Source organism: Avibacterium endocarditidis (assembly GCF_965138825.1).
Taxonomy (GTDB): domain Bacteria; phylum Pseudomonadota; class Gammaproteobacteria; order Enterobacterales; family Pasteurellaceae; genus Avibacterium; species Avibacterium endocarditidis.
In genome coordinates this window covers 17,705-30,013 of sequence record NZ_CBCSDH010000005.1, presented here as the reverse complement: position 1 = coordinate 30,013, position 12,309 = coordinate 17,705, and the positions used below count along the sequence as shown (strand labels likewise).

At 41.4% G+C, this 12,309-nt stretch carries 9 protein-coding genes; all 9 read right to left on the bottom strand.

Annotation, left to right across the window (positions count from 1 at the left end; genetic code table 11):
• Positions 1–74 precede the first annotated feature (74 nt).
• The gene (gene oppF / locus ACNAV8_RS03865; protein WP_415777248.1) at positions 75–1,052 is read right to left on the bottom strand and encodes a murein tripeptide/oligopeptide ABC transporter ATP binding protein OppF; all 978 of its coding nucleotides are present in this window, start codon (positions 1,050–1,052) and stop codon (positions 75–77) included.
• 1 nt (position 1,053) lies between these two features.
• Complete coding sequence (oppD, locus tag ACNAV8_RS03860) at positions 1,054–2,043, bottom strand: ABC transporter ATP-binding protein (protein ID WP_103854831.1); 990 nt, start codon at positions 2,041–2,043, stop codon at positions 1,054–1,056.
• A 9-nt stretch (positions 2,044–2,052) separates the two neighbouring features.
• Positions 2,053–2,964 (bottom strand): oligopeptide ABC transporter permease OppC, encoded by a 912-nt coding sequence (gene oppC / locus ACNAV8_RS03855; RefSeq protein ID WP_415777247.1) that lies wholly within the window; start codon positions 2,962–2,964, stop codon positions 2,053–2,055.
• 13 nt (positions 2,965–2,977) lie between these two features.
• Complete coding sequence (gene oppB / locus ACNAV8_RS03850; protein ID WP_103852558.1) at positions 2,978–3,898, bottom strand: oligopeptide ABC transporter permease OppB; 921 nt, start codon at positions 3,896–3,898, stop codon at positions 2,978–2,980.
• A gap of 77 nt (positions 3,899–3,975) precedes the next feature.
• Complete coding sequence (locus ACNAV8_RS03845) at positions 3,976–5,616, bottom strand: ABC transporter substrate-binding protein (protein WP_103854833.1); 1,641 nt, start codon at positions 5,614–5,616, stop codon at positions 3,976–3,978.
• 248 nt (positions 5,617–5,864) lie between these two features.
• Positions 5,865–7,628 (bottom strand): gamma-glutamyltransferase, encoded by a 1,764-nt coding sequence (gene ggt / locus ACNAV8_RS03840; RefSeq protein ID WP_415777289.1) that lies wholly within the window; start codon positions 7,626–7,628, stop codon positions 5,865–5,867.
• A 307-nt stretch (positions 7,629–7,935) separates the two neighbouring features.
• Positions 7,936–10,122 (bottom strand): DNA helicase II, encoded by a 2,187-nt coding sequence (uvrD, locus tag ACNAV8_RS03835; RefSeq protein ID WP_415777245.1) that lies wholly within the window; start codon positions 10,120–10,122, stop codon positions 7,936–7,938.
• Positions 10,123–10,223: 101 nt separating this feature from the next.
• A complete protein-coding gene (gene rlmM, locus ACNAV8_RS03830) occupies positions 10,224–11,315 on the bottom strand; it encodes a 23S rRNA (cytidine(2498)-2'-O)-methyltransferase RlmM (RefSeq protein ID WP_415777244.1) in 1,092 nt (363 codons plus the stop codon).
• On the bottom strand, positions 11,308–12,198 hold the full coding sequence (locus ACNAV8_RS03825; protein WP_103854835.1) for a transcriptional regulator GcvA: 891 nt from the start codon (positions 12,196–12,198) through the stop codon (positions 11,308–11,310). The genes rlmM and ACNAV8_RS03825 overlap by 8 nt, the downstream gene beginning before the upstream one ends.
• Positions 12,199–12,309: the final 111 nt, after the last annotated feature.

The following is a 12,309-nucleotide window of genomic DNA, read 5'->3' as shown; positions in this document are numbered from 1 at the left end:
CGGTGCTTTTTTTGTAATATTTTCTTAAAATAAAAAATACATAAAAGCACCGCACTTTATTTTTATACTTTTGCTCAAACCTTAAAACAAGCCACTAAATGCTGTTCATTTCCTTCCAAGCGTGGTTTGCTGAGTGTACATTCAGTGTCTGCAATGGGACAACGAGTACGGAACACGCAGCCTGAAGGCGGATTGATTGGCGAAGGGAGATCTCCTTCTAATAGCTGAATTTTTTTGCTTCGCTCTAAATCAGGATCGGGAATTGGCACGGCTGACATTAAGGCTTTGGTGTAAGGGTGTTTGGTTTCGTGATACACCTTATCATAAGTACCAAGCTCTACTGCATTGCCCAAATACATCACCAATACGCGATCGGAAATGTGTTTAACCACAGCAAGATCATGTGCGATAAAAATCAGCGATAAGCCCATTTCTTTTTGTAAGGATTTTAACAAATTCACTACTTGCGCTTGAATGGATACGTCCAACGCTGAAACGGGTTCATCGCAAATAATTAATTTTGGCTCAATAATCAAGGCGCGTGCAATGCCAATCCGCTGGCATTGTCCACCTGAAAATTCGTGCGGATAGCGGTTGATCAAATTTGGCAATAAGCCCACTTTTAGCATCATTGCTTGCACGCGATCTTTGACTTCTTGCGCCGATAAATGGGGAAAATAAATTTTCAGTGGTTCAGCAATAATATTTCCAATGGTCATTCGCGGATTGAGTGATGCCAAGGGATCTTGGAAAATCATCTGAATATCTTTACGCGTATCGTGCCACTGCTTTTCAGATTGCTGGCTGAGATCTTTACCTAGCCATAAAATATTGCCGCCTGCGGCTTTCACTAAGCCAATAATCGAACGAGCAAGGGTAGATTTTCCGCAACCAGACTCCCCTACCACGCCCAAGGTTTCCCCTTCATACAATTTAAAGGAAACGTGGTTTACTGCGTGCAAGGTTTGTTTTTTCTTAAATAAAAAGCCTTCGTTGCTTTGTACTTTGAAATGTACGCTCAGATCTTCAACTTCTAATAATAATTTTTTCATCTTAATTCCCCCTTACCAGCTGGCTTGGCTCAATAAAACAAGCACGCAAGCGGTTTGGCGCAAATTGTTCCAATGGCGGACTGTTTTGGCATTGTTCCGTTGCAAATTGGCAACGTGGGCTAAATGGACAGCCCGTTGGCAAATGCAATAAATTAGGTGGATTGCCGGGAATGGTTAAGAGTTTATCTTCTTCAGAATCCAAACGTGGCACGGCGTTGATCAAACCAATGGAATAAGGGTGAGTTGGCTGATAGAAAATATCTTTCGCTGAGCCATATTCCATCGTTCTTCCCGCATACATCACCAGCACCTGATCGCAGCTCCCAGCCACCACGCCAAGATCGTGCGTAATCATAATAATTGCTGTATTAAACTCGTGTTTTAACTCATTTAACAGCGTCATTATCTGTGCTTGTACAGTTACATCTAAGGCGGTGGTTGGTTCATCAGCAATTAATAATTTTGGACGACATAATAATGCCATTGCAATCATCACACGCTGACGCATTCCGCCAGAAAATTCGTGCGGATACATTGCCATTCGCTTGCGTGCTTCTGGCATTTTCACCGCATCAAGCATTTTTACGGATTCTTCAAAGGCTTGTTTGCGATCAAAACCTTTATGCAACATTAATACTTCCATTAACTGTTCGCCAATTTTCATATAAGGATTGAGCGAAGTCATTGGATCTTGGAAAATCATCGCAATTTGCTCCGCTCTTAGGCGGTTTAATTGTGATGGCGATAAGCCTAAAATCTCTTCACCATTAAAACGGGCTGAGCCTGAAGTGCGTCCGTTATCAGCTAATAGTCCCATCAAAGCAAACGCGGTTTGCGATTTTCCTGAACCTGATTCACCAACAATGCCTAAGGTTTCACCAGCATTAAGGCTAAAGGTTAAGTTGTTTACTGCAGTAACCTCGCCGTCTGGCGTTTTAAAGGTTACTCTTAAATCTTGAACATCAAGGAGAGGGTGTTTTTCGTTTTTCATTTTCTCACCTTATCGATCTTTCGGATCAAGCGCATCACGCAAGCCATCACCAATAAAATTAAAACAAAATAGGGTTACCACAAGGAACAATGCGGGGAAAATAAGTAACCAAGGCGCGGCTTCCATTGAGTTTGCCCCATCATTTAGTAATGCGCCCCAACTACTAAGCGGTTCTTGTGTACCTAATCCTAAGAAACTTAAAAAAGATTCAAACAAGATCATTCCCGGCACGAGCAAGGAGGCATAAACCACCACAACACCTAATACGTTCGGCACAATATGTCTCCAAACAATTTGACTTGGTGAAACACCACATACAATGGCTGCTTCGATAAATTCTTTCCGTTTAAGGCTTAGGGTTTGCCCACGCACGATACGCGCCATATCCAGCCAAGACACCATGCCAATTGCCACGAAAATAAGCAAAATATTTTGCCCAAAAAATGTAACCAATAGGATCACAAAGAACATAAACGGGAAAGAATATAAGATCTCTAAAATACGCATTAAAATCGCATCGGTTTTGCCGCCCACATAGCCTGCGGTTGCGCCATAAAGCGTGCCAACTAAAACGGCGATAAACGCCCCTGCGATCCCAACTAATAAGGAAATACGTCCACCAATGGCAAGCCGAACCAGAAGATCTCGCCCTAAGCCGTCTGTGCCTAAATAGTGCATTGATTCAAAATCTGGCGGTGAAGACATCATTGCCCAATCGGTATCATCATAGCTAAAGGGCATCAACATTGGTGCAAAGGTTACAAAAAGCAAAATGAGAAATAACACGAAAAGGCTCACCACCGCCGCTTTATTGCGGAAAAAACGGCGTCTGGCATCTTGCCATAAACTGCGCCCTTCGACTTTGTCTAATTGCTCCCCCAATTTTTCCATTAGTGCTTGATTTTCTTTTGTTTTTATCATTGTCTGCACTCCATTAATAACGAATTTTCGGGTCAATCACGGCATAAAGAATATCTACAATGGCATTGAACACAATGGTTAATGTGCCAACCAAAATAGTTAAACTTAGCACTAAGGAATAATCACGATTTAGCGCACCATTCACGAAAAGCTGCCCAATTCCTGGTAACACGAAAATACTTTCAATCACCATAGAGCCGGTAATAATTCCCACAAAAGCAGGCCCCATATAAGAAATGACAGGCAACAGTGCTGGGCGTAACGCGTGTTTCAAAATAATTCGCGACATTGGCAGCCCTTTTGCTTTCGCCGTGCGAATAAAATTAGAATGCAAGACTTCGATCATTGAGCTACGCATAATCCGCGCAATACTAGCAATATAAGAAAGGGAAAGGGCAATCATTGGTAAAATCATATTGGTCAGCTGCCCGCCTTCCCAACCGCCTGATGGCAGCCATTTTAAGGTAATAGAAAAAATCAGCACCAACAACGGGGCGACCACAAAACTGGGGACAACAATTCCCGTCATCGCAAAGGTCATTATCAAATAATCTAGCCACTTATTTTGTTTCAACGCGGCGATAACGCCTGCGGAAATCCCACATACTAAGGCAATCAAAAAGGCTGAAAACCCTAATTTTAACGATACAGGGAAAGATTGCGCGACAAGCTGGTTTACGCTGTAATCTTTATATTTGAACGAAGGCCCGAAATCACCGTGCGCCAAATCTTTCAAGTAAATGCCATATTGCACCATTAATGGTTCATTCAAATGGTATTTTGCTTCAATATTGGCGATGACTTCTGGTGGGTAATTTTTTTCACTGGAAAATGGACTCCCCGGGGCAAGTCGCATCATAAAAAAAGAAACGGTGATTAAAATAAATAAGGTTGGGATCGCCTCTAAAATACGGCGAAAAATTAATTTAAGCATAAAATTATTCCCACAAAAAAATTTAGAAAAAAACACCCGCACTTTTCTTAAAATGCCAAAAGTGCGGGTAAAAAAGATTAATGTTTAATGATATAAACGTCTTTTAAATAATAGTTTTGTGCTGGGTGCGCATAAGCAAAGCCTTTCACCCAAGGTTTAATTAAACGCGGTTGAACATAGTGATAAACTGGCACCATTGCGGTATCCGCATCTAACAATCCTTCTGCTTTGGCATACACTTCTGCACGCTCATCATCGCTTTGCGCTTTGAATGAAGAATCAATCAAGGCATCATAAGCTGGATTTTTATAGAATGCAGTGTTGTTCGCACTATTGGATAAATAATAGTTCAAGAATGTGCTGGCTTCATTATAATCCGCACACCAACCTGCACGCGCCACATCAAAGTTGCCTTGATGACGCGTATCTAAGTAGGTTTTCCACTCTTGATTCTCCAAGGTGATATTCACCACGCCTTGTAAATTTTTCTTCCAAATGGACTGCGCGGCACTCGCCAATTTTTTGTGGTTATCAGAGGTGTTATATAACAATTTGAAATTTAACGGGTGAGATTTATCAAAGCCCGCTTCTTTCAACAATTTAAGCGCTTCTTGATTACGCTGATCTTGCGTCCAATTTGCCCACTCAGGGTTAGTCATTTTCTCAGCCCCATTGATAAATGGCGGGGTGAAAATATAAGCGGGTTTTTGCCCTTGTTGTAACACTTTATTTGTTAAAATTTCACGTTCTAAGGCCAAAGATAAGGCTCTACGCACTTTTGGATTATCAAACGGTGCTTTTGCCGTATTGATTTCGTAAAGATAAGTACAAAGTTGCGGCGCGTGATAAAGCTCATCGCCTAATTCTTTTTTCACTTTGCCATATAATTCAATTGGAATTTCTTTCCCTGTAATATCTTCATCGCCTGCACGATAACGCGCCACATCTGTTGATGAAGATTCGATAGGCAATAACACTACTTTATCCAACACGGTGCGCGCGTTGTCCCAATAATTCGGATTGCGCTCTAACACGGCTTTTTCGTTTACAACTGCAGATTTCAGCACAAATGCCCCGTTACCTACGAGATTACCTGGTTTCGTCCAGTTATCACCAAATTGCTCTACCACTTTTTTATTTACTGGCGCTAACACATAATGCTCAACCAATTTATCAACATAAGGCACAGATTCGGTTAAATGTAACACTAACGTATGATCGTCTTTGGCTTCAACACCGAGATCAGTAACAGGAAGTTTGCCTGCGGTAACTTGATCCGCATTTTTCAATTTCACAAATTCTAAGAAGCTTGCATAAGGTGCTGCCGTTTTCGGATCGGCTAAACGCTGCCACGCATAAACGAAATCACCTGCCACAACAGGATCACCATTTGACCATTTAGCATCAGGGCGAAGGTGGAATGTCCAGGTTTTGGAATCTGGGCTATGTTCCCAAGAGGTCGCCGCCCCGGGAATAATATGCCCTTTCGGATCAGAAGTCACTAAGGTTTCAAACAACTGACGCGCATAATAACTTTCTACATCGCCTTCCATTTTTTGTGGATCAAGGGTGGCAGGGTTAGAACTAATATTCCAAGTTAATTCTTGCTTGTCAGCCAACTGTGTCCCAGCGGGTACCTCAGCCGCCATTGCCGACCCCACAGAAAGGGATAACCCTAAAACGGCAGATAAAAGTGTTTTTTTGAATGACGTGTGCATCTTTTCCTCCTAGATTGTTTTTATAAAATGGCTTTTATTAATAAAGGAATTTTCCAAGGTTGTAAATAAGAAATTGCGAAATCATCAGGAATTTTCTCTCTCTTTCCTAATCGCAACAGTTGATTTACAAAAAATAGACAAAAAAGCACCGCACTTTTGTTTTAATTGGGCTGAATAATGTCACTAATAGTGCATAAAAAAGCTGACTTCATACTGAAATCAGCTTTATCGGTTAAATTACAAAAGGATTAATATCCCATCGCTGCGCCATCTGGATTACGCGGATCTGAAGCGCCATAAAATCCGCCTTCGGTTACTTGAACAACTTGTTCACGTCCCATTGTCGCTTTTGTCACGACATCGTAACCTTTTTGTTTAAGCAGCTCGATGGTGTCTGGGCTAATGCCTTCTTCAATGCGTAGCTGATCAGGTTGCCATTGGTGATGAACACGCGGAACAGTAATCGCTTCAGCAGGATTCATTCCATAATCAATCACATTTGTAATACTTTGTAATACAGTTGTAATAATTCTCGCCCCACCCGGTGTGCCTGTAACTAACCAAGGCTTACCCTCTTTTAATAGAATAGTTGGCGTCATTGAAGATAATGGACGTTTTCCTGCTTGGATCGCGTTTGCATCGCCACCAATCAAACCAAATGCGTTAGGTACGCCAGGTTTTGCAGAAAAATCGTCCATTTCATTATTTAATAAAATACCTGTTCCTTCCGCCACAATACCTGAGCCAAAATTGAGATTGAGCGTATAAGTTACAGCTACCGCATTTCCATCTTTATCCATAATTGAATAGTGGGTTGTTTGATCACTTTCATAAGGGATTGGATTGCCTTCTTTAATCTCTGTTGCTGGCGTTGATTTTTCTGGATTAATTTTTTTCACTAACTCATCGGCATAAGCCTTTGACGTAATTCCCGCGACAGGCACTTTAACAAAATCGGGATCTCCGAGATAAGTCGCACGATCCGCATAAGCCAATTTCATCGCTTCGGCATAGTGATGAATGGATTTGGCACTATTAAAACCAAATTCTTTCATTGGATAATGCGATAAAATATTCAGCAACTGAACCAAATGTACCCCACCAGAACTTGGCGGTGGCATTGTTACCACTTTATAACCACGATATTCTCCCACGATTGGCTTACGAATTACTGCTTTATAATTTTTCAGATCATCAAGGCTAATTAAACCGCCGTGCTTTTCCATTTCTTGCACGATTTTTTGTGCAATTTCACCTTCATAAAAAGCAGATTTTCCTTCTTTGGCAATAAGACGTAACGAATTGGCTAAATCTTGCTGAACTAAATTATCACCAAAGGTAAGTGGCTGATCTTGATTAAAAAAGATTGCTTTCGTGCTTTGCCACTTGGCTAAATTCTCTTTTTCAATTTCTAAAGTTGCTGCTAAAGTTGGACTAATCGCAAAACCTTGCTCGGCTAATTTAATTGCTGGCGCAATCACTTGCTCACGAGATAAGGATCCCCATTTTTCTAATGCTAGCAGTAAACCCGCAACCGTTCCTGGTACACCCACAGCGGAATGAGTAAACAACGATTTCCCATCAACCAGATCACCTTTTTCATCTAAATACATATCTCGGTGTGCTTTTTGTGGTGCCATTTCTCTGAAATCGATGGTTATATTTTCACCGCTTTTGGCATCATGCAACACCATAAAACCGCCGCCACCTATATTACCGGCATTTGGTAGTACTACAGCTAAAGCAAATCCCACTGCAACCGCCGCATCAATGGCATTTCCCCCCTGACGTAAAATATCCAAACCAACTTGCGTTGCTAAATGTTGCTCTGTTGCTACCATTCCATTTTTTGCATATACAGGGTGGAAAATGTCCTTACTCTGATCATAGCGTTGAGCCGCTAAGATAGACTGTTGGGTTGCTTCTGTGGAATATGCTGGCAAAGAAACCATAGATAAAGAAAAAGGAATCGCTAACAATGTAGCGAGAAGAGATTTACGAAAATGCATAATGTGTTACCTTCCTGATAGTTATAATTTATAAAGATAGCTAGATTAATGAACAACCTTCTGTTCACCAATCCCAATCAAAAAACCAAGCAAACTCTCATCATATAGAAAAATTTCACTCTATTTTTTTGATTGCATCTATTTTTTAACAAAAAGATAACAATCCATCAATCATTTAATGATTATATTTAAGATCAAAATTACATAAAAAAGCACCGCACTTTTGTTTTTACACATAAGAGTACACATAGAACAGACTGAGTATAAAACCAAAGAGCGGTGCTTTTTCGCTTAATTTTTTTATTTAGGTTTAGGAGAGTTTTTCTAACTTTGCTAACGCGGCAATGAGCCATTTGATGCCTTCGCCTTGGAAAGCAATTTGTAGGCGAGTGTTGTTGTCTTCGCCCTCCACGTTAATAATTGTGCCATTACCGAATTTGGCGTGTTTGACTTTTTGCCCCATTCGCCATTCACTAGCATTGCCCGATTTATGCGTATTGAGCGATCCCACGGCTGCGCGGTTATAGGCGCGGGTAACGGTGCCGCGTAAACGCACTTCTTGAATGCAATCTTCTGGCAGTTCCTCAATAAACCGTGAAGGCAAATGGCGCTCTTCTTTACCATATAAACGGCGGCTTTCTGCATAGCTAATGGTGAGTTTTCGTTTGGCTCGAGTGATCCCAACATAAGCCAGACGGCGTTCTTCTTCTAAACGCCCCGGTTCTTCAAAGGAACGGAAACTCGGGAATATTCCCTCTTCTACGCCCACCATAAAAACACGGGCAAATTCTAGCCCTTTGGCAGAATGCAAGGTCATCATTTGCACGCTGGATTGATGTGGTGAAGCCTGCTCTTCCCCTGCTTCTAAAGAGGCGTGAGTGAGAAATGCCATTAAGTCTGTCATTTCTTCGGCGTCTTCAGGCTTGATAAATTCTCGGGTGGCGCTGACTAATTCTTCCAAGTTTTCGATCCGCACTTCGCCTTTCTCGCCTTTTTCTTGCTTATACATTTCATATAAGCCTGAATGTTTGATGACAAAATCCGTTTGCGCGAACAAAGGCATTTCCGCCGTTTCTTGCTGTAAGGAATTAATTAATTCTGTAAAGCGCAACAAGGCAGTGGCAGCACGTCCTGCCAGCATATTTTCCTGAATGGCAACTTGAATGGCTTGCCATAAGGTGATTTGCCGCTCACGCGTTAATTGGCGCAGAACATCTAAGGTGCGATCGCCAATACCACGCGCAGGCGTGTTAATAACACGTTCAAAGGCGGCATCATCAAAGCGATTGGCGATTAAACGCAAATAGGCTAAGGCATCTTTAATTTCTTGTCGTTCAAAGAAGCGTAATCCACCATAAATGCGATAAGGAATTTGCGCACGAATCAAGGCTTCTTCTATCACGCGCGATTGGCTATTGCTACGGTATAAAATGGCGCAATCATCTAGTTTTCCACCATCATCAAGCCAGATTTTGATTTGGTTTGCCACAAACTGCGCTTCGTCAATTTCATTGAATGCGGCATAAATTCCCACAGGATCGCCCTGTTCACCCTCTGTCCATAAATCTTTACCAAGACGGTTGCTGTTATTGGCGATCAAATGGTTTGCGCTATTGAGAATATTGGCCGTAGAGCGATAATTTTGCTCAAGGCGAATGGTTTGTGCATTGTGAAAATCTTCTAAGAAACGGTGAATGTTTTCTACTTGTGCGCCACGCCAGCCATAAATAGACTGATCGTCATCACCCACGATCATTATTTTGCCCGTTTCACCTACTAATAATTTGATCCACGCATATTGAATTTTGTTGGTATCCTGAAACTCGTCAACTAAAATTTGCGAAAAGCGTTGTTGATAACGTTGCAAAATCAACGGTTTTTTCAGCCATAATTCATAGGCACGAAGCAATAATTCGGAAAAATCCAACAAGCCTGCGCGATCGCAAGCATCTTGATAAATTTGATAAATTTTGATCCAAGTGCGTTCTTGCATATCCCCTTGATCATCGATTTGATGTGGACGCAAACCTTCTTCTTTTTGGTGGTTGATATACCAGCAGGCTTGCTTTGGTGGATAGGCTTTTTCATCAATATTGTGCAGTTTAATCAAGCGTTTAACTAAGCGTTGTTGATCATCACTGTCTAAAATTTGAAAATCCTGTGGTAGCCCTGCATCGGCATAATGGGCGCGTAGCAAGCGGTGAGCAATGCTGTGAAATGTGCCGATCCACATTCCCATTACACGCTGTGATGAATATTTCGCCAGAGTTTCTTCAATTCGATGGCGCATTTCTGCTGCGGCTTTATTGGTAAAGGTTACCGCCATTATGCTTCCTTCAGAAATTTGCTCAACAGCAATCAACCAAGCAATGCGAAAAGTCAGCACTCGCGTTTTACCGCTACCCGCGCCCGCTAGCACTAAATAATTGCCTAAGGGCGCAGCCACTGCCTCGCGTTGTTTATCATTTAATCCATCAAGTAATTCAGAAATATCCATCACATCACCACTGTTTTTTTATACAGTTTAAATTATAGGGGGATTTTGTCAAAAGGCAAGAAGTGCGGTGAAATTTTTATGAATTTTTCACCGCACTTTAATTAAGGCAATAAATAGAGATAAACGGTGATCTCTTCCCTATCGTGATACAAATGTTTTGCTTTGAGCTTGAATTTAAGTCCTTGTTTATCCAAGGCTTGTTCGATCATTGCTAAACATTCTTTGACTTCCGCATAACGCTTTTTCATCGGCAATTTTAAGTTGAAAATACTGGCGTGACACCAGCCATTGATCAACCATTTTGTGATGAGTTGTGCGATGCGACTAGGCTGTTCCACCATATCACACACTAGCCAATCAATGCGGCGGCGTTTCGGGGGCTGAAATTTAAAACCGTCTTCCGCGCAATGTTCGATCCGCCCTGTTTCGTGCAGACTGGCAGCCATTTTTCCGTGATCCACGGCATAAACAAATAAACCACGTTTTACCAGTTGATATGTCCAGCCCCCAGGGCAAGCACCAAGATCGACCGCATATTGGTTTTCGTTCAGATATTGGCTTTCTTTTTGTTTCGGAATAAAGGTTAAGATGGCTTCTTCTAATTTCAGGGTTGAACGGCTTGGCGCGTCTGCGGGGAATTTAAGCCGTTGAATGCCCATAAAATAAGGGGAATGGTTGTGGTTGTAGGAATATCCAACATAGCACGCGGTGGATTGCAAGAAAAAAACGTGTAACGTTACCGCACTTTTGTGGCTATCTTTACCCTGTAGAAAACCTTCTTTTTTCAATGCGTTACGCAGTGGCACAGTAAATTTACGGCAAAATCCCGAAAGCTCTTTGGCTTCGTTGGTATCGGCGGTTTCCACAAATAATTCAGTGCTATTTTTGAGCTTTTTCGCCAATTCACTTTGACGATATTGCGATAAAATGGGGCTAATACGATCTTCAGGGGAAAGATCTTGCAATAAATCAGACACCACGATCATTTGGCGAGCAAAAATCAGTTGATCAAAAGGCAATTCTTGTGCAAGACGATCCGCTTCGCCTGCTTGATAACATTCAAAAATCACATAGCCTGAATTCGGCTCAACACGGGCAAAACCAAACACGCCGCGCTCACTGGCTTTATCGGTGATTTCCGCGGCTAACTCTTTTTCAAAACCAATACGGCAATATAAGGCAAGTTTATTCATTATTATTTCTTATTTCTTTAATTATCCATTGGCGGAATGCCAAAATTTGTTCATCATTGGCTTTATCTAATTGATTTACCACATAAAAAGATTTTGGATCTTTTAGCTGGGTTGGGAGCACCACTTGTAAATTCCCTTTATCAATTTCCTGTTGAGCCAGCAATCGATTAGCAAGCACAATACCTTGTCCGTGTACAGCCGCTTGTAATGCCATAAAAGTATGGCTAAAAATTGGCCCGTGCTGAATCTCTAGCCCTTTGAGGTGCAAATAATTCGCCATATTCTGCCAGTTATCACGGGTATGAATATGAATCAGCGTATGTTTTTTAAGATCTTCTGCAGAATGTACAGGTTGTTTAGCCAAAAGTTTTGGTGAAGCCAGTAAAAGCAAATTCTCTTCGGCTAACTTTTCTACTTGCAGATTTTCCCACGCACCACGTCCATAGTAAATAGCAATATCAATTTCGCGATTTAATAAGCCTTCATCTTGATCTACACCCGTTAAACGCACTTCAATATCAGGGTGAAGATCATTAAATCCGCTTAAACGTGGCACAAGCCATTGAATACCAAAGGTTTGTGGTACGCTGATGGCAATATGTTTTTCATTTTTCTGCAGCATTAATTTTTGCGTAACTTCGGACAAACGGCGCAAAATCTCGGTAACTTCTTTAAAATAAATCTGCCCTAACTCAGTTAACACTAACGCACGGTGCTGACGCTTAAATAATTCAATGCCTAAAAAATCTTCTAATAATTTAATTTGATGACTCACTGCGGCTTGGGTAACAAAGAGTTCATCAGCAGCTTTTGTGAAACTTAAATGACGTGCCGCACATTCAAAAGCTTTCAGTGAATTCAAGGGAGGCAAACGTTTATACATAAAATCTTCTCAAATGAAAAATTATCAGTTATACTAACTCACTGATTTATCTATTAGTTTTTTTTATGCAAGGGATAAAAAAATATCCTTTGTTCTCGCCCACGCATCTCA

Coding starts and splice junctions, on each gene's coding strand:
- rlmM (WP_415777244.1), bottom strand. CDS start 11,315: ATGAATAAACTTGCCTTATATTGCCGTATTGGTTTTGAAAAAGAGTTA.
- oppB (WP_103852558.1), bottom strand. CDS start 3,898: ATGCTTAAATTAATTTTTCGCCGTATTTTAGAGGCGATCCCAACCTTA.
- oppC (WP_415777247.1), bottom strand. CDS start 2,964: ATGATAAAAACAAAAGAAAATCAAGCACTAATGGAAAAATTGGGGGAG.
- oppD (WP_103854831.1), bottom strand. CDS start 2,043: ATGAAAAACGAAAAACACCCTCTCCTTGATGTTCAAGATTTAAGAGTA.
- ACNAV8_RS03825 (WP_103854835.1), bottom strand. CDS start 12,198: ATGTATAAACGTTTGCCTCCCTTGAATTCACTGAAAGCTTTTGAATGT.
- oppF (WP_415777248.1), bottom strand. CDS start 1,052: ATGAAAAAATTATTATTAGAAGTTGAAGATCTGAGCGTACATTTCAAA.
- ACNAV8_RS03845 (WP_103854833.1), bottom strand. CDS start 5,616: ATGCACACGTCATTCAAAAAAACACTTTTATCTGCCGTTTTAGGGTTA.
- uvrD (WP_415777245.1), bottom strand. CDS start 10,122: ATGGATATTTCTGAATTACTTGATGGATTAAATGATAAACAACGCGAG.